Here is a 24,322-nt window from a genome sequence, read left to right on the forward strand (position 1 = left end):
CCATATGAGGAGGTTGGCATGCAAGCCGAAGCCATTATGAGCAAGCCGGTCGTCGGCATAGACCCGACCGCATCGATCGCCGACGCTGCCTGGTTGATGCTCACCAAAAAGATTAGCGGCTTTCCCGTCATTCGCGGCGACGGCACCCTGGTCGGGATCGTCAGCGAGGGCGATTTCCTGCGTCGCGGGGAACTGGGCACGCAGCGCAAGCGCTCACGCTGGCTGCAGTTTCTGGTCAGCCCCGGAACGGCCGCCGATGAATATGTCCACGCCAATGGGCGACGGGTTGAGGAGGTGATGTCACAAGATGTCGTCACGGCATTCCCCACCGCATCGCTCGACGAGGTCGTCGAGCTCATGACGCGTCACCATGTCAAACGCATCCCTGTCATCGACACCGGGAAAGTCGTCGGCATCATCACCCGCTCTGATCTTCTGCGGGCATTGATTAGCGCCCTTCCGGCTGCAGCCGCTGCAGCCATCGATGACGAACAGATCCGGCAGAACATCATGGCCGAGCTAGGGACACAGAAATGGGCTGGCAAGGACATGGTCAACGTGACTGTGAACAATGGCATGGTGAAACTGGGCGGGGCCATCTTCGACGAACGCGCGCGCCGGGCAGCCATTGTTGCGGCCGAAAACGTCGCCGGCGTCAAAGCTGTCGAGGATGGTCTCTTCTGCGCCGATCCAGTGTCCGTCCTCCTTGTTTCGTAGCAAGCGGCCGTGCCAGCTGATTTCAAGGTTGCATCCACGATAGGCCCGCTTTTCGCCCAGGCTTCGCCGCGTTCAGATCGCGACTAGAAGTATCAATGGCCGAAGGAGCAACAGGGCGAATGCAACGAGCGCCGCGCCCGCAATTCTTTCTGTCTTTTTGTTGCCTCCGCTGAAGCGCCGGCCAAGCAAAAGCCACACCGATCCGGTGGCAGCTGTTATCACCAGAAGCACAACCCAGAAGATCCCCAGAGCGCGCGGTTCGATGTTCATCGGCACGATAGCCAGGCAATAGATAAAGGCCTTCGGGTTCAGGGCACTGGTCACCGCAACAGAAATGGCGTCGCCATTTTTGGAAACGTTGATCCGCGCGCTGGTTATCAGATGCAGTCCAAGAACTACAAGCCATCCGGCTGCTACCAGCCTAAGTATTTGAATGGCCTCGGGTGACATGAAGGGGCGCAGGGAAAACCAGCACGCGGATGAGATCCCGTATCCGCATGCCTGAGCGGCCAAAAGCTTGACCACTTTCTCTCGCTTGACCGCCCCCGCCATCAAAAGAGCGTTGGTAGGCCCTGGTGCGACAAAGAGCACAAATGCTCCGAGAAAAAGTAAGTTGTCCAAGCTGCCTGGTCCTGTGGAATGCAGACTTATCAACCGCAAAAACTTGGTTTGCGTTGGCCCTCGTCAAAACACGGACGGCACGACCTCTCGTCGAGGCTGCCTGCTCGATGCCCTAGCGTTGCCCGGCCGCATGCTGCAGTCGAGCGATCAGGTCGCTGTTGCGGCAATAGTCTGGCGGGTTCTCGGATTGCTCATGTTCGTCGAGCCAGGTTGAGCATTCATCCTGGTGCCCGCAGGAACGGCAGCGGTCCACCGCCCGATTGGTGACTGCCGCATGGTCTGCCACGACTTTCAGATGTCTGTCGACCCCGAGCGACCGCATCATTCGACCCATTAGCGCCGTTCTGGCGTCGACCGAAATCAGGTAATCGAGAAAGGTCATGTTGATCACTCCTGCCTACCGGTCATCCTTGCCGCCGTTGGCGGCGGGTGGCGTTGATCTCGATCAACAGGCGGCATCATTGCCAACCCTGGGCCGTGACGGGGAGCATGAAGCCAAACGGAATGGCAGGTGGTCGAAGACGTCCGCTGACCGGCAGGCCGGTTGCTCGGGCCAGGTCTAGATCTGGCCGTTGTTCGCTTCGGAAAACAAATGAACGCAGCCGCTGCGTCGTGGGCACCCCCACCTTGAACATGTTGCTAGCACCGTCGCGGTGTCCCGAGGCTGAGGGTCTCCAGGCGCGCCGCAGGAGGTAACCTGCTCCGGCCGAGACAGGTTGCTGGTCAACTTCTCCTTCAATACGACATGAAACGGCTGATGCCGCTCTCTTCGATGAGCGTGCGAGTGACACCGCCAAATGCCCATTCCCGCAAGCGGCTATGGCCATAGGCGCCCGAGACGATCAGGTCCGCATGGATCGAGCGCGCGAAACTCAGCAACCGGTCGCCATCAGCCTTGCAGGCGATCAGCTCGGTTCGCGCCTTGATGCCATGGTGGTCAAGGAAAACGGCGACATCGTCGAGGCTGTCTCGACTGGTTTCGTTGCGGCTGGTGTCTATCGTGGCGACGATAACGTCGCTGGCCTTTTCCAGAAAAGGCAGTGCATCGGCTACCGCACGCCGTGCCTCCCTGGTGTCCTTCCAGGCAACCAGCACGGTTTTTGCGCGGATATGTTCCATATTACCTGCCGTGACCAAGACTGGCCGGCCGGCACCGAGCGTGAGGCTGCCGATATCAACAGCACGAAAGACATTGTCTCCATCGCCGCAGCCGGTGACGATAAGGTCGGCCGCCCTGGCCACAACGCTGAGGAACCGGGTCGGACTGCAGACGGACTGTGCCCATTCGCTTGTAACGGAAACCGGCACCATTCTTTCGAACACTGCACGCAATTCGGCGAGCCGCTTTTCGATCTCAGTTCGTTGGATCTGCATGATCTCACCTTCGTAGACCATCCCTTCGCCTGTCGCGACCAAAGGTGGGACATCGGCTGCCGCCAAGCCAACAAGATGCGCTCCAAATCGCTTGGCAAGTTCGATACCCACCTGAACAATGGGCGCAGGAGCCGCATCGATGGCGAGGTTCACGATGATTGACTTGTAGGCCATTGCGGGTGCCTTTCACTGGAGCGGCGCTATGCGTGATGGGTCGCATGCGCCAGCGCCCGATGCCTTGATGCACGTCAAAGACCCGCCAATTGCGCCCGCCAACTAAATCTCTTGCGGAAACGTGTCTCGATCTGTTTTGCCTGTGCGACGAGAAGTGGTAGTTAGCCCGGTAGCACCATCTCGAACCTGGGAATTTGATTTGATCAAAGACGAAGCGCTCAGCTTATCGCCCGCTGGGACGACGCTGAAAGCCCTCTTGTCGCGGATGTTCGATCAGGCTCCGGGCTTCATCGCGCTCATGCGCGAGCCGGGTCACGTTTTCGAACTGACCAATGCCGCCTACCAGCGGTTGATCGGCAACAGGCAGGTGATTGGAAAGTCAGTCAGGGAAGCCTTTGCCGAGTTCGAAGGAGATGAGTTTTTCGGACATCTGGACCAGGTCTACACGACCGGCGAGCCATACAGAGGCCAGGGCGTAAAGGTCGGCCTTCGCAACAAGGCCGACGGGCCGCTCGAAGAGCGCATCCTTGATTTCGTCTATCAGCCCATCAAGTCCGACGATGGCCGTATCACCGCGATCTTCATCGAAGGCACGGATGTCAGCGAACTCTCCTTTGCAAACGCAGCTCTTCGGCTGCGTGAGGACCATTTGCGATCGATCCTGGCAACAGTGCCGGATGCAATGGTCGTCATCGATGAGCAAGGCGGGATCCAATCCTTCAGCACAGCCGCCGAAACATTGTTTGGCTATCAGTCAGGTGAGGTCATTGGCCAAAACGTGAAAGTGCTGATGCCCCCGCCCTACCGCGACGAGCATGATGCCTATCTGCTTCGCTACCTGACCACCGGAGAGCGCCGGATTATCGGGCTCGGGCGCACCGTCACCGGGATGCGCAAGGATGGTTCGACCTTCCCGATGGAGCTTTCCGTCGGCGAGATGCATCCGGGAACCGGACGCTTCTTTACCGGCTTTTGCCGCGACCTGACCGAACGCCATCGGGCAGAAGCTAGAATCCAGGAGCAGCAGCAGGAGCTTCTCCATATGGCGCGGTTTACAGCACTTGGCGAAATGGCCTCGACCCTTGCTCACGAGATCAATCAGCCGCTGACGGCCATCACCAACTATCTGAAGGGCAGTCGTCGGCTGCTCGAGAAAAGCACCGAAGAGAATGCGCCCATCCTGCGGGATGCCGTGGAAAAGGCCGCTGAGCAGGCGCTGCGGGCTGGAAACGTCATTCGCCATCTCAGAGACTTCGTTGCAAGAGGCGAAAGCGAGCGTCAGGTCGAACGGCTGCCGGCGCTCATCGAAGAGGCCTCGTCGCTGGCCCTGGTCGGGGCAAGGGAGATAAATGTCCTTGTCAGCTACAAGCTCGATCCTGCTGCCGAACTGGTGTTAACCGATCGCATCCAGATCCAGCAGGTTCTGCTAAACCTAATGCGCAATGCTGTCGAAGCCATGCAAGACGCGCCGCGACGCGAACTGCTGGTCACGACTATTGCGCGCGCCGACGGGATGGCGGAGGTGAGCGTCATCGACACCGGGGCCGGTCTCGCGCCGGAGATTTCCGCCCAACTGTTCCAGCCATTCGTCACCACCAAAAAGCAGGGCATGGGCGTCGGCCTGTCTATTTGCCGCACCATAGTTGAATCGCATGGCGGTCACATATGGGCCGAGGCAATGCCGGCCGGCGGGACCGCTTTCAGGTTTACATTGCGCATCGTCGATAAGGATGAGGTCACCAATGGCCGCTAATGATCTGGTGCACGTGGTCGACGATGACCTGGACGTCCGCAAGTCGCTTGGATTTCTGTTGGGCACGGCAGACTTTGCGGTCCGCCTGTATGATTCCGCCACGGCCTTCCTGTCGACGGCGTCTGGCAGTCTCGAGGGCTGCATCGTCACCGATGTGCGCATGCCGGGCATAGACGGCATCGAGTTTCTGCGCCAGCTCAGAGCAGGCGGGCATGGAATTCCGGTCATCGTCATGACGGGCCATGCGGATGTGGCGCTAGCCGTTCAGGCAATGAAGGAAGGCGCTTGCGATTTCATCGAGAAGCCATTCGACGATGAAATGTTGATCGAGGCGATCCGCTCAGCGTTGGCCAACCGCAACCAGGTCAATGCATCCCACCCTCAGTCCGCGGATATTCGCGGGCGTCTGTCGACGTTGACAGATCGTGAGCGCCAGGTGCTGGACGGGCTTGTGTCGGGTTTGCCGAACAAGACGATCGCCTATGACCTTGGAATCAGCCCACGCACTGTTGAGATCCATCGCGCCAATGTCATGAGCAAGATGGGCGCCGGCAGTCTGTCACATCTTGTGCGCATGGCGTTGATCGTTGAATCCAAGCCCTAGGGATGGTCTCCAAAGGGATTGCCGTCGCGAGTTGGCACCCGGTGAGGCTCCCAGTCGCGCCAGTGGGTCGGACGGATGTCGACCCATGCGCCGGTGGCGACGTTCCTCCAGCCGTCCAGCTCCTTCCTGCAGGGAAACACGAGCGCATGCTCACCGTCCTCGTCGAAGACGGCCAGTTTGAGGTTGCGCCCAAACGGAGCGGTGAGGATTGGTTTCCACATCTCCTCATGATCCGCAGAAGCGCCAGCTCGCGCCTTGATCTGAATCATTTTCCGCAATTGCCGAATGCGCGAATGTGCGCTTTGCCGCCGTGAGCCAAGGCGAAAGCACCCGCATGGTCATGGTTCAACGCGGCAAGGCAAACAACACCTTGCGCTGGCTGTGAGAAATAGGAGATGGCTCCGATGATGGTCCGCACACTTTCTGCCTTGGAATGTACGAGATTGCTGACGGCCAATCGCGTTGGCCGGCTCGCATGCGCAAAGAATGGGCGGCCCTACATCGTGCCCCTGTACTACGCGCATGCGGACAATCACCTCTATGTATTTTCCATGCCGGGCAAGAAGATCGAATGGATGCGAGCCAATCCGCTGGTATCCGTCCAGGTTGATGAGCGCGGCCAAGGGCGAGGATGGCGAAGCGTTGTTGTCGATGGCCGCTATGAGGAACTGCCGGACCAACTTGGCCACAAGCGCGAGCGCGACCACGCATGGTCGGTGTTGAGCAAGCACGCTGACTGGTGGGAGCCCGGCGCCCTCAAGCCGGTCACACCTCCGGTGTCGGACAGCGCGCCCCACGTTTTCTTCCGTATCTTGATCGAGCAGGTGTCGGGCCGCGAAGCAAGTGAATAGGTGTTTTTACTGCGGCGGCCTGCGAAAGCGATGGCTGGCCCGGTGTAGGAGCTGCGGTTCTAGGTAGTTTCCCGTAGGGACATAACCGAATTTCGGCGCCGGCCGATTCACGCCATGCTGTGTAACGGATCAACCGGGAAAACAGCCATGTACGCCTACACCGCCTCCAGAATTTCGCTGCCGTCACGATCTACCCTGCCCAACCTGCCTGAGGCTTTCGAGCGCGCACCGCTGCAACCACTCAGCTTCTATTCCGCAGGTGCGGAAATCTACGCCCAGGGCGAGAAGGCCGGAGCCTTCTACCAGGTGGAGTTCGGCGCTGTCCGCGTCTATCGCCTGCTTGCTGACGGCCGCCGGCAGATCAGTGCCTTTCACCTAGCCGGAGAGACATTCGGCTTCGAAGCCGACACGACGCACCATTTCTTTGCTGAAGCCATCAACTCCACCGGTGTCCGCGTCTTCCGCCTCACTGCTGGAGCGGACATGTCCCATCAGTTGCTGCCCCTAGCGCTCCAGGGGTTGACCAGAGCCCAGGAACACCTGCTGGTCCTCGGTCGCCAGAGCGCCATCGAACGCGTCGCCGCGTTCCTGGTTGACATGGCCGAACGGCAAGGGGGGTTGCGGCAGGTCGAACTTCCGATGTCGCGCATGGACATCGGCGACTATCTCGGCCTCACCATCGAGACGGTATCGCGGATCTTCACCCGGCTGAAGGAGAAAGGCGTCATCCGCCTGGCTAGTCTGCGGTGCGTGGAAATCGTCAGGCACGACGCGCTTCAGAACATGAGCGAGTGAATGACAACATGCTCCGGGCCACGCGGAATGTAGCGCCCGCCGTCTTCGCCAAATAGCCGCGCCGATGCAGGCGCGAAATGGAACGTGATCTGATCGCCAGTCTTGGGCCGAAATGATCGCCGCTCGGCGACGATGGTCTCGCCGGTTGTCAGCGTCGAATGTACATAGGACGTAGATCCCAGCGCCTCGACGAATTCCACACTGGCCTGCATGGCAATCCCATCGCCCGCGTCGCGGTGTTCTGGCCTCAATCCAAGCTGCAGTCTGCGTCCGACCTCAAGCGGGGTGCGCACCGGGCTGAAAGTCCGGCGTTTTTGTCCATATCTCGTCGTACCAACGACAGAGATACATTGATGCCGAAATTCTTATCACCGGTGCTTCGTCGGGTTTCGGTCTCGCCACGGCAGAACTCTTCCTTACTCGGGGTTGGGAGGTCGTCGCGACCATGCGCACCCCCACGCACACACACTTCAGCCTCGGCGAATGCGTTGGCGATGCTATTTCCAACGCTTTCCATAACTCGCGACCTGATCGTGAACGACCTCGTTTCGGATTCAGCCCTTGCGCTCCTGAAGGCTGTTGCCGCCGTCGACCACCAGCAGGGCGCCGTTGACGTAGCTCGCACTTTCCGATGCCAGGAACACCACCGCTGCGGCAACCTCGTCCGGTCGCCCGGCCCGCGCCGGTGGCGTGTGCAGGGCAGCTTGCCGCTCCATTGCGCTAGACGAGCCCGTTTCGATCCAGCCGGGGGCCACGGCATTGGCCGTGATGCCGCTTTTTGCTACTTCGAGCGCCAGCGTGCGCGTCAGGCCGACCATGCCGGCCTTGGCGGCGGAATAGGCTGCTGTGCCTTCGAAAGACACCAGCGGCCCGGTAACCGACGCCACATTGACGATGCGCCCATAGCCTGCCTCTACCATCGCCGGCAAAAACGCGCGGGTGACCAGGAATACGGTCTTCAGGCTGACGTCGATCCCTTGGTCCCAGTCTGCCTCGGTCATGGCAAGAAACGCCTTATCGGACGAGGGCGATGCCAGCGAACCCATGCCGGCATTGTTGACCAGGATGTCGACAGCGCCGACATCAGCCCGCAGCCGCGCGACTTCGGCCGCGATGGTGAGATCGGCGACCGCAGCTTTGGCATTGATGCCCTCGGCGCAAAGTTCGGCGGCGCGATCGAGTACACGCGCGCTGGCACCGTTCAGGAAAACGGCATGACCGGCAAGACCGAGCTGCCGCGCTATGGCAAAGCCGATGCCGTCGGCAGCACCCGCCCCGGTGATCAGTGCTCGCTTGATGATAGAAGAAGGCATGGTCAAATCAGACTCCGCTGGTTGCTACGAGGATGAGCCCATAGGCCCAAGTATGCGAGATGGCCGGACAGTGGCCTCGACCTTTGTTCCTCGTCCAACACCTGTGTAGCGTTCTAAATGCCGATTGCGCAGCCGTCCTTGCGTGGGTCTGAACCGCCCTGCAGCGTCCCATTCATCCAGTCGATCATGATCGCTTGGGCGCCCCCGATCGGCTCTTCCGCCGGGACGATGCGGAATCCGCGACCGGCCAGTTCCTCCTGAACCGCGACTGGAAGCGTGCTCTCGACCTCCACGTCCATCGTGCCAGGAATTGGAAAGACGCGGGGCAGATCAATGGCTTGCTGAAGGTCGAGGCCAAAATCAAGAACTTTTGACAGGAAGTGCGCGTGACCCATGGCCTGATACGCTCCACCCATCACACCGAAAGGCATAACAACGCGCCCATCCTTCACCAGCATGCCCGGAATGATCGTGTTCAGCGGGCGCTTGCCTGGTTCGATAACGTTTGGGTGGTTGGGATCCAGCGAAAAACTTATACCGCGATTGTTGAGTATCACGCCCGAGCGCGCCGCGACGATGCCGGAGCCAAAACCATAATAGATCGAGTTGATGAAACTGACGGCGTTGCGATCCTTGTCGACGACGGAAATATAGACCGTGTCGCGATGCACCGGAATATCGAATGAAGGAAGATCCGCGCGCGCGCGGCCAAGATCAATCATCCTCGCCAGACGATCCGCCGTCGCGCTTGAAAGCAGTTGCTCGACCGGCACCGCCACCTTCGCCGGGTCGGCGAGCAAAGCATCGCGCGCCGCATAAGCAAGTCGCGTCGCCTCGATCTCGATGTGCAGCCGGTCGGCGGATTGAGGGTCACCCTTGGCCTCGAAGCGCGACAGGATATTGAGGATCATGAGCGCTATGACGCCTTGGCCATTTGGCGGACATTCGTAGACGTCGTGGCCGCGGAAACCCGTCTTTATCGGCGTCACATATTCGCCCCTGGCCCCCATGAAATCATCCAGTGTGTGCAAACCGCCGAGGCTTCGCAGGCGCGAAACCATGTCCTCGGCAACCTCCCCCCTGTAGAAGGCGTTGCGTCCATCCGTAGCTATCTTGCGGAATGTTGCGGCGAGTTCTGGTTGCCGGTGCACCTCGCCGATCCTCGGCGCCCGCCCCCCAGGGAGAAAGATGCGTTTTGCGCCAGGATCGGCGGAAAGCAGCGCCGCCTCCTGTTCCCAGTCGAAATGCACGCGTGGGGAGATGGCGTAGCCGCTTTCGGCGAACTCGATCGCAGGAGCGAAAAGCTTGCCCAGCGGCAGTTTTCCATGATCGGCGTTGAGCTGTGTCCAGGCGTCCACCGCTCCGGGAACCGTTACCGCATGCGGTGAGTGACGCTCGATTTCTGTGATGCCCTGAGATGCATACCAATCGGCTGTTGCAGCCGCAGGGGCACGGCCGGATCCGTTGTAGGCGATGATCTCGCTGGACCCTTCTTTCGACATTAGGACGAAACAGTCTCCGCCGATGCCGGTAGACCCCGGTTCGACCACGCACTGTACGGCGCTGGCGGCGATGGCCGCATCGAGTGCGTTGCCCCCCGCCTCCAGAATCCGAACGGCTGCAAGCGTGGCCGACGGATGGGACGTCGCAGCCATGCCATGCCGTGCGACCACGACCGAACGGCTTGGTTTCTCGAAATCTCTCATACGCGAAAAACTCCCTAGAACGATTGCAGTGAGCGCCAGCCGATCACGCTGGACTGGTCGCAAGGCCCGATGCCGGGCGCAGATGCCGTGACAGATTGTATTCGAGCCGGCCCAGTGTCCGGGTGATGATGAAATTGAGGATCAGGTAGATAGCGCCGGCGCAGACGAAAACTTCCATGGCCCGGTAGGTTTGCGAAATGATGCCCTGGGCGATGCCGGTGATTTCCATCAGCGTAACGATGGATGCAAGTGAGGTTCCCTTGACCATCAAAATGATTTCGTTGCCATAGCTTGGCAAAGCCTGGCGCAGTGCGATCGGCAGGACGATGCGGCGCAAGGTCATCAGTCGCGTCATGCCAAAGGCCTGCGCCGCCTCAATCTGGCCGGACGGGACCGACTGCATGGCGCCGCGGAGGATTTCACTGCCATAGGCTGCGGTGTTGAGGGTTAGCGCGAGGATGGCACACCAATAAGGTTCGCGGAAAAGGCCCCACAAACCAAGTTCCTGCAATGTCGGCCGAAACTGGCCAAGGCCGTAGTAAATCAGGAATATCTGGACCAACAGGGGCGTGCCGCGAAACACCGCGACGAAACCCTTGATTGGCCCGTCAATCAAGGGCTGGCGGAGGCGCTGGGCCAGCGCCAAAGCCAAGGCGAGGATGGCGCCGAGCAGGATGGACGTGCCGGCAAGCTCAAGCGTCAGCGGCAGGCCGGCAAGCAGCTTTGGCAATATTTCAGCGAAAAAGGCGAAATCCATTACACCCCCCGAATGCCCCGAAGCGCGCGGCGTTCAGCGCGCTTGAACAGCAATCCCGTCGCTGAGGCGATGGCCAGGTAGAGAGCGGCGGCAGCCATGTAGAAGAGAAACGGCTCGCGGGTCGATCCAGCCCCGATCTGTGCCTGGCGCATCAGTTCGACAAGCCCGATTACCGAAATCAGCGCTGAATCCTTGAGCACCAGTTGCCACACATTCCCTAGCCCCGGGATGGCGTGACGCATAAGCTGGGGTGCGATCACCCGGCGCAACATGAGCGCAGGCGGCATGCCATAGGCGCGCGCTGCTTCGATCTGACCGCGGTCGATGGCGATGTAGGCACCGCGGAATACCTCCGCCTGATAGGCACCCGAAATTATGCCGATTGCCGTTGTGCCTGTGGCGAAAGCCGGCAATCCAAGGAAGCCCTGGGCGCCAAACCAATGGCCAACCGCAGTCAGCGCCATGCTACCGCCGAAATACAGGAGATAGATGGTCAAGAGGTCGGGAACGCCCCTGAATACCGTGGAATAGGCATCGGCGAGCAAGCCGAGGGAGCGCGACCCGCTGACCCGGGCCGCAGCTGCCAAGGCGCCGATCACCGAGCCGACCATAAATCCGGCGACCGAAAGCAGAAGCGTTACGAACGCAGCGCTGAGCAGCGCCACCGCCCAACCGCCGTCGCCAAACCCTAGCAGACGAACGCTATCCAGCATCGGCTAGTTCGCGCTCCGGGAAGGGCTTCTCACTTGGGCGGCGTGACGTCGGCCTTCAGCCATTTCAGCGAAAGCTTTTTGATGGTGCCGTCGGCAATGGCTTCATCGATCGCCTTGTTGAACATCGCCTTGAGCACGGTATCCTGCTTGCGCAGCCCTGCCCCAGTGCCCCGTCCGAAAACCCCGCCGAGAAAGCCGGGACCAGCGACCGTGTAGCCTGAGAATTCCGGCTTGGCCAAGGTTGCCGCCAAAGCGGTCTGCTGTGCAAACAGGGCATCCACACGGCCGGCCGCGAGATCGAGGTCGTGCTGTTCCGTGGTTTTGTACTCGCGGATTTCGACGGCGCCGTCGAAATACTTTTTCAGGAACTCCAAGTTCGCCGTCGCAGCCTGGACGCCGACGATCTTGCCGGCGATCAGCGGCTTGATCTTGTCGATTGCCGCCTTGGCAGGGGCCTCGTCTTCCAGTTTTATCTTCTCGGTCGAACCGGCCAACGCACCGAGCGCGCTGTCCTTCGCCACGGCGAACCCGGAAGGATCGATCGCATAGGGTTGAGTGAAGTCTATGACTTCAAGTCGTTTGTCGGTGATAAACATGCTCGCCATGATGACGTCGAACTTGCCAACTGTCAGCGCCGGGATGAGCCCATCCCAGTCCTGCGTAATGATGGTGCAGTCAATTTTCATACGCTCACAGAGATTGCGCGCGAGCTCGACCTCCATGCCATCGGGCTTTCCATCAGCGGTGGTAAAGTTCCAGGGCGCATAGGCGCCCTCCGTCGCTATGGTGATCTTCTTTGGCGTATCCTCGGCTGAAGCCGACAGAGCGGCAGCTAAGCTCAATCCGGCCGCAAGACATGCAATGGGTAATAGTTTCATGGTTCTGTTCCCCTTTTTTTCGGCCCTGCGAGGGCACTTTGTAGAACTCGAATATCCCTTAGCCGACTACCTCAACGTCGGCTCGGGCTCGCGAACTCTGCCAGCAGCGGCGCCGTGTCGAGAATGTGGCTGCGCATGACCGCTTCAGCGGCTCCGGCATCGCCGCCGCGTAGCGAATCGATCACGGCCAAATGCTCCTCCGCGGCGCTGAGCGGTTTTTCGACATAGTCGAACCAGATGCGCAGATAGGGTTCGATGGTCACATGCAGGGATGCGATTTGCCGAATAAGTTTCGGGCGGCCGCTTTGATTGCAAATGTAGCCGTGAAATTCCTGGTGCCGTGTCACCCAATCGGCGCCGCCGGCAGCGCCACTGCGCTCCATACGGGCCAAAAGGCGCTCAAGTTCGGCAATGGTTTCGGCGTTCATCCGAGGCATTGCCAGGCGAACGGCAAGCCCCTCAAGCACCGAGCGGATCTCGAACGTCTCGTAGATCTCGTTCAGCGTCAGACCAGCGACGATACAGCCACGATTGGGGCGGATCACCACCAGCCCGTCGACTGCCAGCCGCTGGAAGGCCTCCCGCACAGGCATCCGGCTCATGCCGATCTCGGCCGCGATCTCTTCAGGGATGAGCCGGTCGCCTGCACGGTAACGCCCGAGGCGTATTGCAGATTGCAGATGCAGAAAAGCTTCCTGCTCCGCAGTGGCCGGCGTCTGGGCGTAGGGAATTGCCGAATGGCTCATCTGGGGATCTTTTTTGCTGAATTTTCTGATCAACGCAAAATTGGATTTTTGTATCCACAAATACAATAGAGTTCTTTCGCGCAGTCAAGGCAAATCGTCAAGAGCCCTTAGAGGCCGGCGCGGTCCCCTGATACCGCCTCGTATCGCGCGCCCGAACTTGGCGCAAACGCGGCACGGCTTCTCATCGAAAGGATCAAGGGACGTACGAAAAGCGTGTTCGTGACGGTCGCGCTGAAAGCCGTGGCACGTGGCAACACAAAGATGCCTGGAGCGTTTCCCAAGGCCTCGCGCCAATATCCCTAGTCGAGTTCGATGATGCTGCAGCCATAGGCCGGGAGCGACAGCCTACCGCCGCGTACTTTGCCATCGCCGAGCAAATCCTTGCCCGCGGGGACATTGCCGATGCTTGCCGGCTCGCCCAGCGTGTTGAGGATGAACAGCAGGTGGCGGTCCTTGCTCTCGCGGATGGTCGCTTCGACGCCGGCCGGCATGTCTGCGATGAGCGGCACGATACCGGCGGGCGCCAGCACTTGATCGGCCAGCACCTCGACCAGAGCGTCGCTGAGGTACGTGCCGAGGTAGATCACCTTGCCCTTGCCGACTTTGCGCGAAGTTATCGCGGCCTGGCCCTCGGCGAAGCGGCTGGCCCAGCTGCCGATAACCTCCGTGCCGGGCGCGACGTTAAGCAGCTCATAAAGATGCGCCGCCGTCACCTGCGCATTCCCGATCTTGAGCTCGTATTGGCGGCTCGCCGACGTCGCTGGCAGCTTCTTGCGCACCGTATTGGCGCCGAAGCGGCCGCCATGCTCGAACAGGCCCTCGCCGCCGATCGGCGTCAGCAACCCGAACTCCTCGACCGTGATCCCGGCCAGCGCCGAGAGCGTCTTGCCCGGCGAGGTGTCGCGGATGACGTGGTTGTTAACGTCGCGTGATCCGGTGCGGCCGCCCAGGATTACCGTTCCACCCGCCTTGGCGAAGGCCTCGATCCGCGCCGTCCACGCATCGGTCCATTTCAGCCAATGCGGCACGTAGAGCGCCTTGAGCTTGCTGAGATCATCCTCGGGATGGATGAAGCCGCAGGCGAAGTTGTGGCGGTAGCAATAGCGGTGCAGCAGCGTCGCATCGTCCTGCGGGCTCGGCATGCCGATGGGGCAGGAGCGGTGCATCTCTTGATTGTCGAAATCTGATCCGGCGATGCCCAAATCCATGCGCACATGCGTGCCGAGGATCTTGTCCTTGAGCGCCGTGACCTCGCCCGCAAACTGCTTGGCCTCGTCATAGCGCCGCCGCGGGATGTCGTCGTGATCGATGATGCCCATCCAATAGATCTCGGCGCCGAAATGCGCCGGCCGCCAGCGGAAGAACATCACGCCATCGGCGCCGCGCGCTACTGACGTATAGGCCATGCGGCGCATCTCGCCGGGTTCGGGCGTCAGCGTCGAGAAGTTCGGCTGCGCACCGAAACCCGATTGCTGCTCAGGCACGATGAAGTTGCCGGTGAAGCCGCGGCAGATGTCGAGACGCAGCGCCTGTACCTCGCCGACGCTGCCGACCCGCTGCATCTCGTCATCGAGATGCGGGTAGATGTCGAAGCCGAGAAAATCGAGATCGGTCGAGAACTCGCCGCGGAAGTCGATGTCGTCGATCCGCCCCAGATTGTGGAAGACGAACCAGTCTGGATTGGTCTCGCGCAGGATCAGCACCTGATCGTGCTGGAACCGCGCCGTGACGAAGGCGAGGAAGCGGTGATAGTCGACCACATGGGTCGGCCCGACCGGGGCAGGCGCGTAGTCGAGGGGCAGCACCACTTGATCGAAATCGTCGTAGGCGGTGGCCCAGAAATGCCCGCCCCACGCATCGTTGAGCGCGGCGATGGTCTCGTACTTGTCCTTGAGGAAGGCCTGGAACTCGGCCAGCGTCACCTGACCGTAGGACAGCGATCCAGAGGTATTGAGCTCATTGTCCGTCTGCCAGCCGATGATGTGCGAATTGCCGCGATAATGCTGGGCCATCGCTTTGGTGATGCGCTTCGAATGCTCGCGGAACACTCCGCTCGCAAGATTGCTGTGCTGGCGCGAGCCATGGCTCATGGCGCGGCCATTGGCATCGACGCGCAACACTTCGGGATAACGCGCCGTCAGCCAGCGCGGCGGCGTCGCCGTCGGCGTGCACATGATGGTCTTGATGCCAGCCTTGCCCAGCACATCTATGGCGCGGTCGAACAAAACGAAGTCGAACGTCCCCTCACGCGGCTCGATAATATGCCAGGCGAATTCCGCAAGTCGCACCGCGTTGAAGCCCGCGGCTGCCATGCGGTCGGCGTCGCGCTGCCAATAGCTCTCATCGACATGCTCCGGGTAATGCGGGGTACCGACGAGGAAAGTGTCGGTCGCGATCGGCCGCCAGACAGAGAGCGGCGCGGATTTCGAGGCAGTCGTCATAGTCGGAAAACTCCAGGCGATAGTCTACTTGATGGCGCCGGCGGTGAGGCCGCCCTGCCAGAACCGCTGCAGCAGCAGGAATACCACGATGACCGGGATGATGCTGACCAGAGCGCCGGTGATGATGATCGAGAACAGCACCTGTCCTCCGCCACCGCCCTGCTGCGCGAGCTGATACCAGGTCGCAAGGCCCACCGTGATCGGCTGATATTCCGGCGTGCGCAGCACGATGAGCGGCAGGAAGTAATTGTTCCAGGTCCCGACGAATGAGAGCAGCGCCACGGTCACCATGCCCGGTGCCACCAGCCGCAGCACGATGGCGCGGAAGATCACGAACTCGCCGGCGCCATCGAGACGCGCTGCGTCGAGCAGTTCGTCGTCGACGCCCTGCTCGATATAGACGCGCATCAGATAGACGCCGATCGGCGAGATCATCGAGGGCAGGATCACGCCCAGCGGGTTGTCGCTGAGTCCCGAAAGCGCCAGCAGCAGGAAGGTCGGCACGACGAGGGCCGTCTGCGGGATCATCACAGCGCCCAAGACCAGCGCAAACAGCAGATTGCGGCCGACGAATTTGAATTTGGCTAACGCATAGCCTGCCGCGGTAGCCAAGATCGCGGCACCAAGCCCGGCGACGCTCGAATAGAGCACGCTGTTGAACATCCAGCGCATGAAGACGCCGTTGTCGCGCGCCAGAAGATCGCTCAGATTCCGCCAGAGGTTGAACTCCGTGCCGAAGCCGAAGCCGAACGTGGTGAACAGGTCGCCATTCGTCTTCGTTGCCGACAGGACCAGATAGGCCAGCGGCATGAAGCTGTAGAGGAGGAACAGTGACAGCAGCAGCGTGAGCATGATTTGCGAGCGCCGCCTTTCGCCGGGCCGGCGCTTGGCAGCCTCGAAAGTGGCGATGTCGGTGGTCGCAGTCATCATTGCTCCGACCGACGGCGGTTGGCGATCAGGGTGAAGATGTAGGAGGCACCGGCGATCACGATGCCAAGCACGAACGAAACGGCGGCCGCATAGCCATACTGCTGGTTCTTAGTCGCCAGAGAATAGGCATAGAGGTTCGGCGTGTAGCTCGAATTGATGGTGTTACTGGCGAGCGCGCGCATCAAATACGGCTCATTGAACAGCTGCAGTGTGCCGTTGATCGAAAAGATGATGGTGAGCAGGATCGCCGGCCACAGCAGCGGCAGCTGGATCAGCCGGGCAAATTGCCAGGGCGAGGCGCCGTCCATCCGCGCGGCCTCGGCGAGGTCCGACGGGATCGCCTTCAGCGCGGCGTAGTAGATCACCATATTGTAGCCGACATATTCCCACGTCACGATATTGGCCAATGAGAAGATCATCGCGCCCGGCGATAGGAAGTCCGGCGGCGGCAGGTTGAACGCCTTGGCAATCTGCGTGAACGGGCCGAAGGTGGGGCCGTAGAGATAACCCCAGATGATCGTCGCGATCACGCTCGGCACAGCATAGGGGAGGAAGAAGCCGAGCCGGAAGACGCCCTTGGCATAGACCTGGCCACGATCGAGCACGATGGCGAACAACAACGCCAGGGCCAGCATGATCGGCACCTGCACGATGCCGAACAAAACGAGGTTCCACACGCCGCCCCAGAATTTGGCGTCGTCCGCGACCTTGATGTAGCTGGCTGCACCCGCGAACTGCCGTCCGCCCACCAGCGTGTCGCGGTAGAGGCTCATGTAGAACGCATAGACCAGCGGCGCGACGATGAAGGCGATAAACAGCAGCATGAAGGGCGCCAGGAACAGATAGGGCGCCAGCTTTCGTGACGTAAAACCGCCCGATCGCGCTGGGCGCGTCGCTGCGGCTGGCGAGTTCGACAATGCCCTGGTCCCCATCCTGCAAGATAAAGAGATCGGGCGCGCCGATCAAGGCGCGCCCGGCCGGTGCCCGGGAGGAGTTAGGCCACGGTGAAGCCTTGGTCCTTCGCGTAGGTGACCACGGCATCCTGGACACGGTCGAACGCATCCGACAGCGTGCCGTTGCCGCTGATCGAAGCGCCGAATTCATCGGACATCGACTGGTAGAGGAAGCCCTGGAACGGGCTCCACTCAAACGGCGCCACGGCACTCGCTGATTTGGCAAACACTTTGTTCACCTCCTGGCCGCCAAAGAATTCCGGCTTGGCGCTCGCCCATTCCGGGCTCGACAGCAGCGCGTTGGTGCAGGGGAAGAAGTTTTGCTTGGTGGTGTAGAGCTTTGTGGCTTCGGGATTCGTATTCAGCCAGATCGCGACTTCGGCGGCCTCGGGCAGATGCTGGGTCGCTTTCATCACGGCCAGCGCTGAGCCACCCCAAGCGCCAGTCACGAACTTGCTCGCGTCCCACTGCGGCAGATCGGCGGCACGCCACTTGCCCACGCTGGTCTTGGCGACCGAGGTCAGGAACAGCGGACCCCAGCCCGCAGCGAGCCAGGTGGCATAGCGACCCGAGTCTAGGCCGCTGTACCACTCATTGTTGAAGCCCGGCTTGGTCTCGATAACACCCGCGGTGATAAGGTCCTGCCAATAGGCGGCGAAGTCCTTAGCAATCTTGTCGTTGATCCTGATCACGAGCTTGTCGCCATCGCGGCTGACCGGCTTCCACCCCATCGGCCACAACAGACCCAAGACCCAGTCGGCGTTGGCTCCGAACGGCGCGTCGGTCATGAACACATTCGGATCGGCCGCATGGATCTTCTTGCCCGCATCGGCAAACTCAGCCCAGGTGGTGGGCGGCGTGATCCCATGCTTGTCGAAGATGTCCTTGCGATAGAGCATCGCCATCGGACCGTAATCCTGCGGCGTGGCGTTGACCACATTGCCCATGGCGACCTGCGCCCATAGGCCTTCGGGGAACTCGCCCTGATGGGCATTGGCGTACTGGCCGATGTCTGCGAGGGCGTCGACCTGGCGGAAGCTCTCAAGGTGCTGGTATTCGATCTGGGCGACGTCCGGCAGGCCGCTGCCTGCCTGCAGGCCCGCGCGGAGCGCGTTATACAACGGGTCCCCCTGGCCGGGATTCACGAGTTCGATCTGGATGCCCGGATGCGCGGCGTTGAACATGTCTACCTCAAGCTGGAGATTCGGCACCCACGACCACACAAGCACCTTGACGGGCTCGGCACCGCGAACTGCCGCAGGCAGACCCGCTACCGCAACGCTCGCACCTGCAACTTTCAAGAAGTCACGACGCTGCATCATCCGCCCAAGCGGATTGAAAATCTTCGTCATTGAAGTCCTCCCACGAAAGATACGCTCCCACACGACGCAGGACGCGGTTTTTCTTTCAGTCAGAAACTTAATGCCGACATACAGTCGCTGTCAATCGCGATCGATTGATCTTTAATCGGCCATCACCAGGCTGTCAGCAGGGTTGAGCGTCGTCGAATCGAGCACAAGGCGCACCGCTCCAAGCACTATGTCGCGGTGCCCCAGCGCGCCTATCATGAGGCGCGGCGGGTCGTACACATTGCCCTTGAGGCGATGTCGCAGCACATCGAGCACCAGATCACCACCGCCGACGACCCGGCCCGCCAGTACGATGATTTCGGGGTTCATGAAGGCAGCAACACTGCCCACCGCCATCGTCGCATAGTCCAGCAACTCGGTGACAACCGGCGCGATTTTGTCCGCCTGCCGGTCGGTGACAGCGGCCAGGGTGAGCTTTCCCGCCGCATACTGGGTGTTGGCCTCTTCGAGCATCTTGGTCGCCTGTTCGGGGATGCCGAAAAAGCGCAGCGATTGCTTGTCGCCCAGATATTCGAACGGCCGCCCGGTAAGGAGGGGGTCGTCGAGATACCAGCCGAGCTCGCCCGCCGCATGCGAATGCCCGCCATAGAGCTTGCCGTCGATCACGACGCCCGCGCCCGCGCCGGGCCCGATCGAAAGGCTCACGACGCTGTCGGCGCCACGCCCGGCCCCGAATCCCCATTCGCCCACGGCGGCGAGGTTGCGCCCGTTTTCGACGACGATAGGTATCTGAATATGCTCGCTGAGCCGCGCCCGCAACGGCATGTCGCGCCAGCCGAGCCCGAGCGTCAGCACCACTTCGCCCTCCGGCTGCCTGACGATCGAGGGCACGCCAATGCCGATGCCGCGAATAGTCTGGCCGCGCGGGCGGGGGGCCGCCATAAGCCGGCGGATCAGGCCGACCAGCTTTTCGAAATTGCGCTCGCCATCATCGTCGGCGGTCTCGTGCATTTCTGTCTGCACGACGCCTTCGAGATTGGCCACGGCGCCGTAGAACTCGCCCTTGCCGGCCTCGATGCCAATGATCGCATGCGCCGCACCGCGGAACTTGATGCGCGCCCGCGGCCGGCCCCGGACATTGGCCTCGTCAAACCCGTCATACGCAACCAAATCCTCGGCAATCAGATCCTCGATCACCCGCATCACCGTCGGCAGGCTGATGTTCAGCCGCTCGGCGAGGCTCGATGGCGAAATCACTCCTTGGGTGCGGATCAAATCCACCACGGCCGAACGATTGAGTCGGCGTAACAGGCTCGACGTCGTGGGCTGGCGCTTCATTCATGGACCAGTTGCAAAAGGCCGGCGGACCGGCAACGAGCGTCGGCATAGACCAGAACCGTGCCAGAGTCCGCCTTTTTCTGATGACGCCGAACGTCAGTTGTCGCTCGGCAGGGAAAGCTACCGCGGTAGCCCGTTCGATGATTACGGCGCTCCGTGGCGGGCGCCCAAGCCCTCTGAAGTCACTGCGCTACTTGTGCAAATAACTGACGCCGGTCGCTTCAATCGGTTAAGAGCTCGTCCGCCCAACATCAATGACCGCTTTTGGCGGCGGGTTCAACTGATCGCTCCGCTAGGGTCTGATAGAGCAAGGTCTTTCTGGGGCGTTCGTTGAGTTGCCGCGCGATGGCGCTGAGCTTTGCCTGGCTGTGCAGGGACAGGTCGGTGCCACGTGGCAGATACAGGTCGGTGCCACGTGGCAGATATTGGCGCAGCAGTCGGTTGGTGTTTCATTCGAGCCGCGCTGCCAGGGTGATCTAGGATCGCAGAAGTAGACCTCGACGTCCGTGGCCAGTGTCAATCGCTGGTGCTCGGCAAGCTCTTTGCCTCGGTCCCAGCGCTGCCATGAAAGGCGCTGTCTTTGTCCCGTGCTTTATCGATGCGTTTTATCCAGGACGGCATTGCGACGCTCGAATTGCTGGAGCGCCTGAGTCTCGACGTGGACTATCTGAAGAGCAGACCTGCTGCGGTCAGCCGATGGCCAACAGGGGCGCGCACAAGGATGCGGCAGGGGCCGAGGCGGTCTTCGTCGCCAATTTTGCCGGCTACGATTATATCGTTGGACCTTCGGCGAGCTGCATCCACCATGTCCGCTCCCAGCCAGCGTTCTGGAATCGACAGATCAGGCTCTCGCTCGCCGGAAGATTGTCGGTCCCACACACGCGTGGTGGACACGAATCCGGCGAGCCCGGCGACGTCTTTCATGGCCTGTACGAAATGCACCCCTCGAGGTGTTCGATGAGGCGGAAGACGTCCCCCTTCCCGTCCGACAGCGGATCGAACCAACGCATCGCGCCGAAATTTCATCGCTCGCGCGTGCTCTCCTTGACGTCGAGCGCGAATCCGGCGCGCTCGAGCACCGCGGCGCAGTGCACCTTGTCCTTCAGCTCTTCCAGCTCTGCTTTTTTCATCTTGCCTGCGCCTCGTCGCGCTCCCTCCCTCGATTCCGCCCCGGATTTCAGTGCAGGAACCGGATGCCGCGAAGAGCAGGGCGGGCAAGGGCGCGGCCGGCAAGCCGGCGTTTGTGCCGGGTGGCGCGAACGATGCCCATGTCGGTCATCAAGCCGCGCCCCGCCGCTTCGCCGGCATGGCGGTTGCCCGCGACCATGATTGTCAGTCCCAAAAAGCTGGCACCTAGGGCGCGGTCGCTCTTGAGATAATCATCCCGCCGGCAACATCCCTGTTATCGCCTCGGCGACAAAGGCTGGATCTTCCCAATGCGGGTTGTGGCCGCAATCCTGCGCCCACACCAGACGCGATCCGACGAGTGCATCGGTCAGTGTGCGCTGGTGCGCCGCGCCGAAAAGCGGATCGAGCCCGCCGGCGATGATCAGCGTCGGGGCCTGCACCGCCCGCGCCGCGGCGGTCAGATCGGTGCGGCGGACTTCTTCGAGAATGGCGCGCCAGCGCGCAGCCGGGATCGCGGACGCGTCCTCCGCGAGGCCGGCGAGAAAAGCCCGCGGCACGCCCGGTCGACAGCCATGCCACCAGTCGTAGAACGGATCGGACGGCGAGATCGGGTCGCGCAAGGCTGCGACGCCGTCGATCAGCTGATGATCCGATCCGAAATCGGGCTTCAGCGTGCTGGCCAGGATCACCAGCCCACCGATCAGCTCCGGACGACGCGCGGCCAGCATGATCGACACCATGCCGCCCAGCGAATGGCCGACAACGATCGGCCGGCCGAGCCGCAGGCGTTGGATCAGCCCGGCCATATCCTCGGCAAAATCGGCGGCGCGATAACCCTCGCCCGCCTGCGAACCGCCGTGGCCACGCAGGTCCGGCATGATAAGCCGGCGCCCGGTAAAATGCGGCGCCAGCAGCAAAAAACTGCGGCTGGTGTCGGTGAAGCCATGAACCAAGAGCAACGGCGGCTCCGAACCGGCGATCTCGACATAGGTAAGCTCGAGACTGCCGACATCGACGATGCGCTTACGTCCGGCCCAAGACGCCTGTTCGGCTTCCTGATCCGTCAGCTCCAAAGCCGGCCTCACAGTCCGAGCTTTTCCTTGACCGCGGCAAGGCCGGGTTTGCCATCGAAGGTGGCGACGCCGGCAAGCCAGGCATCGAGCCGATCCTTGTGCAGGGCGATCGACTTCAGAGCCCCGTCCTCCGGCTTCATGCCGTCGTTAATGAGGTAGCCCATGCCGACATTTTCCATGTCGATGTCGAAGGCGAGGTTTTTCAGGAACTGCGCCACATTCGGGCATTCCTGCAGAAAACCCTTGCGAACCTGCGTGGTCACGGTGGCGGCGCCGAAATTCGGACCGAAGAACTCGTCACCGCCAGTCAGGTACTTGAAGTCGTACATCGTGTTCATCGGGTGCGGCGCCCAGCCCTGGAAGACGATGAACTGCTTCTCCTTGATCTCGTAGCCGACCTCCGAGAGCATGCCGGCCTCGCTCGATTCGACCACCTGCCAGCCGTCGAGGCCGAAATTGGGATCGGCAATGGCGTCCATCATCAGCTGATTGGATCCGGGCTCGATGCCGTACATCTTCTTGCCGAACTTGTCGGCGAATTTGTGCAGGTCCGACAGGTCCTTGACGCCGGCGTCCCAGACATAGGTCGGCACGGCAAAGGTGTATTTGGCGCCGACCAGATTGACGCGCACATTCTCGATGGAGCCGTCCTTCTTGTAGGGCTCGTAATAGGTGACCATGGCCGGATCCCAGTAGCCGAGGAACAGGTCGAGGTCTTTGTTCTTCATCCCCTCGTAGATGACGTTGATGCCGAGCACCTCGCTCTGCGGCTCGTAGCCGAGCGCCTGAAGCAATACCTTGGCCACGCCGGTGGTGAAGGCGAGATCGTTCCAGCCGGGCTCGGCCATGCGGACCGTTTTGCAGCTTTCGACCTCTGCGGCCCGGGCCGCCTGGGAAGCCAGCGTCAGGGCCGCGACACAGACGCCATTCGCAAGCATGCGCAACATTCCGGTTCTCCTCTTTCCGACTTTGACCTATTGGTCACTTTATTGTCCTGTTGGTCAATTGTTGATCTGAACGGACGAAGATGTCAATATGGATTCGCAATGGATGGGTCGACCCAGTGAAGCTCACGCGTCTCAGCGACATACGCCGCAAGGAATTGCGCCAGGCGGCGTTCGCCGTTCTGGAGCGCGAAGGCATCGCCGGTGCGACGCTGGAAAAGGTCGCGGCCCAGGCCGGCGCCTCCAAGGGCATCGTGCTGCATTATTTCCGCAACAAGCAGGAGTTGTTCGAGCACGCCATGCGCGAGGCGAACGCCGTGCTCTGCCACGCCGTGGTCGCCCGGCTGCAGCGGGCGCGCACGCCGATGGAACGGCTGGACGCGGTGATCGAGGGCAATTTCGAGGAGCATCTGTTCCTGCCGCCGCTCTGCAATGCCTGGCTGTCGCTCTGCGCCGAAGTGCCCCGCGACGAGCAGCTGGCGCGCATCCAGAAGGTCATCCATGCGCGCATGCGCTCGAACCTCTTGTCCGGCCTGCGCGGCCTCGCTTCGCCGGAACTGGCCGACGAAATCGTTGTCGGCATCACCGCTTTGATCGACGGGCTATGGCTCAGGCTCGGTCTGCAGCCGGGCAGCGTCACGCGCGAGCAGGCTGTGCGCCAGGTCAAGGATTTCGTCGCGGCGCGGCTTTGCCCCGCGCCAGCCTAGGCCCGTCGGCCTTGCCTCGGTCGGATAAAATTCATAGCCGGCGAGGTCGTACCCTTGACCGCCCAATTGCGGGAGCATGGCGATGCGACTCCAACGAAGCGGGCGCTGGTCACCCGTGGGTCGGACAGCATCGGCCTGGCAATTTTTCGGAAGCTTTCGCCCGCGAAGGCGCGGATGGCTGATCGTGGGGCGCGACCCCGGCAAGCTGGAAACCTTGTGCAACACGCCGCGGTCGAAACGCTGTCGACCGATCTCGCCACCAGCGAAAAGGAGATCAAGTTCACTTATCCCTATCTGCATTTGGACAAAGTTGGGGGCACGACCACGGTAGAGAATCCTCGTTACCACTAACAGCCAGATTTCGATCCGACGCTAGTTCCCTGACAGAGGAAGCTCCGCGACGCATCAGGTCCGGCGGTAACCAACCCGGACCGTCGTTTCGAGACCGTGCCTCCTACATTGTCCAACTACAGGCTCGATCGAATGATTTCTGACG

General features: G+C 61.3%; 26 protein-coding genes and 2 pseudogenes. 8 read left to right on the plus strand and 20 right to left on the minus strand.

Annotated features, from left to right (window positions below; all coding sequences use genetic code 11):
* Nucleotides 1-18: 18 nt before the first annotated feature.
* Nucleotides 19-717 (plus strand): CBS domain-containing protein, encoded by a 699-nt coding sequence (locus tag NLY43_RS11000; protein ID WP_023689274.1) that lies wholly within the window; start codon nt 19-21, stop codon nt 715-717.
* A 72-nt stretch (nt 718-789) separates the two neighbouring features.
* Here the strand turns inward: NLY43_RS11000 and NLY43_RS11005 are convergent, their stop codons facing one another.
* The 3 genes from NLY43_RS11005 to NLY43_RS11015 all read right to left on the minus strand — a co-directional run bounded on the left by NLY43_RS11005 (nt 790) and on the right by NLY43_RS11015 (nt 2,886).
* Nucleotides 790-1,338, minus strand: a complete 549-nt coding sequence (locus tag NLY43_RS11005) for a hypothetical protein (protein ID WP_031199776.1) — start codon at nt 1,336-1,338, stop codon at nt 790-792.
* A 112-nt stretch (nt 1,339-1,450) separates the two neighbouring features.
* Nucleotides 1,451-1,720 carry a DUF6455 family protein gene (locus tag NLY43_RS11010; RefSeq protein WP_023806646.1) on the minus strand — a complete coding sequence of 90 codons (270 nt, stop codon included), beginning with the start codon at nt 1,718-1,720 and terminating at the stop codon, nt 1,451-1,453.
* 353 nt (nt 1,721-2,073) lie between these two features.
* Nucleotides 2,074-2,886, minus strand: a complete 813-nt coding sequence (locus tag NLY43_RS11015; protein ID WP_023689277.1) for a putative universal stress family protein — start codon at nt 2,884-2,886, stop codon at nt 2,074-2,076.
* A 199-nt stretch (nt 2,887-3,085) separates the two neighbouring features.
* On the opposite strand from NLY43_RS11015, the gene NLY43_RS11020 reads away from it, so the two are divergent.
* Both NLY43_RS11020 and fixJ read left to right on the plus strand, forming a co-directional pair.
* Entirely contained in the window at nt 3,086-4,639 is a 1,554-nt protein-coding gene (locus NLY43_RS11020) for a PAS domain S-box protein (RefSeq protein ID WP_023713762.1), read from the plus strand.
* Nucleotides 4,629-5,243 carry a response regulator FixJ gene (gene fixJ, locus NLY43_RS11025; RefSeq protein ID WP_023689279.1) on the plus strand — a complete coding sequence of 205 codons (615 nt, stop codon included), beginning with the start codon at nt 4,629-4,631 and terminating at the stop codon, nt 5,241-5,243. Before NLY43_RS11020 ends, fixJ begins: the two co-directional genes overlap by 11 nt.
* Here the strand turns inward: fixJ and NLY43_RS11030 are convergent.
* Nucleotides 5,240-5,512 (minus strand): hypothetical protein, encoded by a 273-nt coding sequence (locus tag NLY43_RS11030; protein WP_023712988.1) that lies wholly within the window; start codon nt 5,510-5,512, stop codon nt 5,240-5,242. The two genes, fixJ and NLY43_RS11030, sit on opposite strands and share 4 nt — an antisense overlap.
* A 135-nt stretch (nt 5,513-5,647) precedes the next feature.
* Here NLY43_RS11030 and NLY43_RS11035 point away from each other — a divergent pair, with 135 nt between their 5' ends.
* Together NLY43_RS11035 and NLY43_RS11040 are read left to right on the plus strand one after the other, a co-directional pair.
* Nucleotides 5,648-6,094: a pyridoxamine 5'-phosphate oxidase family protein gene (locus NLY43_RS11035; RefSeq protein ID WP_023689281.1), complete on the plus strand. Its 447-nt coding sequence runs from the start codon at nt 5,648-5,650 to the stop codon at nt 6,092-6,094.
* A gap of 147 nt (nt 6,095-6,241) precedes the next feature.
* The gene (locus NLY43_RS11040) at nt 6,242-6,889 is read left to right on the plus strand and encodes a helix-turn-helix domain-containing protein (protein ID WP_023689282.1); all 648 of its coding nucleotides are present in this window, start codon (nt 6,242-6,244) and stop codon (nt 6,887-6,889) included.
* Here the strand turns inward: NLY43_RS11040 and NLY43_RS11045 are convergent.
* The 13 genes and pseudogenes from NLY43_RS11045 to NLY43_RS11110 form a co-directional block, all read right to left on the minus strand.
* Nucleotides 6,871-7,182, minus strand: coding sequence for a TOBE domain-containing protein (locus NLY43_RS11045; RefSeq protein ID WP_156935593.1), 312 nt, complete (start codon nt 7,180-7,182; stop codon nt 6,871-6,873). The genes NLY43_RS11040 and NLY43_RS11045 overlap by 19 nt on opposite strands.
* A 261-nt stretch (nt 7,183-7,443) precedes the next feature.
* A complete protein-coding gene (locus tag NLY43_RS11055; protein WP_023712990.1) occupies nt 7,444-8,202 on the minus strand; it encodes an SDR family NAD(P)-dependent oxidoreductase in 759 nt (252 codons plus the stop codon).
* A gap of 113 nt (nt 8,203-8,315) precedes the next feature.
* Nucleotides 8,316-9,908 carry a gamma-glutamyltransferase gene (gene ggt, locus NLY43_RS11060; protein WP_023712991.1) on the minus strand — a complete coding sequence of 531 codons (1,593 nt, stop codon included), beginning with the start codon at nt 9,906-9,908 and terminating at the stop codon, nt 8,316-8,318.
* A gap of 43 nt (nt 9,909-9,951) precedes the next feature.
* Entirely contained in the window at nt 9,952-10,665 is a 714-nt protein-coding gene (locus tag NLY43_RS11065; protein ID WP_023712992.1) for an ABC transporter permease, read from the minus strand.
* Entirely contained in the window at nt 10,665-11,378 is a 714-nt protein-coding gene (locus tag NLY43_RS11070) for an ABC transporter permease (protein ID WP_023669344.1), read from the minus strand. Before NLY43_RS11070 ends, NLY43_RS11065 begins: the two co-directional genes overlap by 1 nt.
* A gap of 29 nt (nt 11,379-11,407) precedes the next feature.
* Nucleotides 11,408-12,256, minus strand: a complete 849-nt coding sequence (locus NLY43_RS11075) for a transporter substrate-binding domain-containing protein (protein WP_031199779.1) — start codon at nt 12,254-12,256, stop codon at nt 11,408-11,410.
* A 71-nt stretch (nt 12,257-12,327) separates the two neighbouring features.
* Entirely contained in the window at nt 12,328-13,002 is a 675-nt protein-coding gene (locus NLY43_RS11080) for a GntR family transcriptional regulator (protein ID WP_023712994.1), read from the minus strand.
* A gap of 299 nt (nt 13,003-13,301) precedes the next feature.
* Nucleotides 13,302-15,443 (minus strand): beta-galactosidase, encoded by a 2,142-nt coding sequence (locus tag NLY43_RS11085; RefSeq protein WP_023712995.1) that lies wholly within the window; start codon nt 15,441-15,443, stop codon nt 13,302-13,304.
* 24 nt (nt 15,444-15,467) lie between these two features.
* Nucleotides 15,468-16,370 carry a carbohydrate ABC transporter permease gene (locus NLY43_RS11090; RefSeq protein ID WP_023712996.1) on the minus strand — a complete coding sequence of 301 codons (903 nt, stop codon included), beginning with the start codon at nt 16,368-16,370 and terminating at the stop codon, nt 15,468-15,470.
* Nucleotides 16,370-17,290 (minus strand): carbohydrate ABC transporter permease, encoded by a 921-nt coding sequence (locus NLY43_RS11095; protein WP_023713757.1) that lies wholly within the window; start codon nt 17,288-17,290, stop codon nt 16,370-16,372. The genes NLY43_RS11090 and NLY43_RS11095 overlap by 1 nt, the downstream gene beginning before the upstream one ends.
* Nucleotides 17,291-17,367: 77 nt before the next feature.
* Entirely contained in the window at nt 17,368-18,678 is a 1,311-nt protein-coding gene (locus NLY43_RS11100; RefSeq protein WP_023712998.1) for an ABC transporter substrate-binding protein, read from the minus strand.
* Between the two features lie 111 nt (nt 18,679-18,789).
* Nucleotides 18,790-19,974, minus strand: a complete 1,185-nt coding sequence (locus tag NLY43_RS11105; RefSeq protein WP_023697275.1) for an ROK family transcriptional regulator — start codon at nt 19,972-19,974, stop codon at nt 18,790-18,792.
* 251 nt (nt 19,975-20,225) lie between these two features.
* Nucleotides 20,226-20,530: pseudogene (locus NLY43_RS11110) on the minus strand (IS30 family transposase); the annotation flags it as partial.
* Nucleotides 20,531-20,538: 8 nt separating this feature from the next.
* On the opposite strand from NLY43_RS11110, the pseudogene NLY43_RS32465 reads away from it, so the two are divergent.
* Nucleotides 20,539-20,772: pseudogene (locus NLY43_RS32465) on the plus strand (heterodisulfide reductase-related iron-sulfur binding cluster); the annotation flags it as partial.
* Between the two features lie 379 nt (nt 20,773-21,151).
* Here NLY43_RS32465 and NLY43_RS11115 read toward each other — a convergent pair.
* From NLY43_RS11115 to choX, 3 genes are read right to left on the minus strand one after another with little or no spacing between them, the layout of a single operon-like run.
* Nucleotides 21,152-21,301, minus strand: coding sequence for a hypothetical protein (locus tag NLY43_RS11115; RefSeq protein ID WP_023669333.1), 150 nt, complete (start codon nt 21,299-21,301; stop codon nt 21,152-21,154).
* A 52-nt stretch (nt 21,302-21,353) separates the two neighbouring features.
* On the minus strand, nt 21,354-22,187 hold the full coding sequence (locus NLY43_RS11120; RefSeq protein ID WP_023713756.1) for an alpha/beta fold hydrolase: 834 nt from the start codon (nt 22,185-22,187) through the stop codon (nt 21,354-21,356).
* Nucleotides 22,184-23,122 carry a choline ABC transporter substrate-binding protein gene (gene choX / locus NLY43_RS11125; RefSeq protein ID WP_023669332.1) on the minus strand — a complete coding sequence of 313 codons (939 nt, stop codon included), beginning with the start codon at nt 23,120-23,122 and terminating at the stop codon, nt 22,184-22,186. Before choX ends, NLY43_RS11120 begins: the two co-directional genes overlap by 4 nt.
* 116 nt (nt 23,123-23,238) lie before the next feature.
* Here choX and betI point away from each other — a divergent pair, with 116 nt between their 5' ends.
* Together betI and NLY43_RS11135 are read left to right on the plus strand one after the other, a co-directional pair.
* Nucleotides 23,239-23,826, plus strand: coding sequence for a choline-binding transcriptional repressor BetI (betI, locus tag NLY43_RS11130; protein ID WP_031202248.1), 588 nt, complete (start codon nt 23,239-23,241; stop codon nt 23,824-23,826).
* Nucleotides 23,827-23,880: 54 nt separating this feature from the next.
* Nucleotides 23,881-24,177 (plus strand): hypothetical protein, encoded by a 297-nt coding sequence (locus NLY43_RS11135; protein ID WP_023689298.1) that lies wholly within the window; start codon nt 23,881-23,883, stop codon nt 24,175-24,177.
* Nucleotides 24,178-24,322: the final 145 nt, after the last annotated feature.

The organism is Mesorhizobium sp. C416B (assembly GCF_030323165.1).
GTDB lineage: Bacteria > Pseudomonadota > Alphaproteobacteria > Rhizobiales > Rhizobiaceae > Mesorhizobium.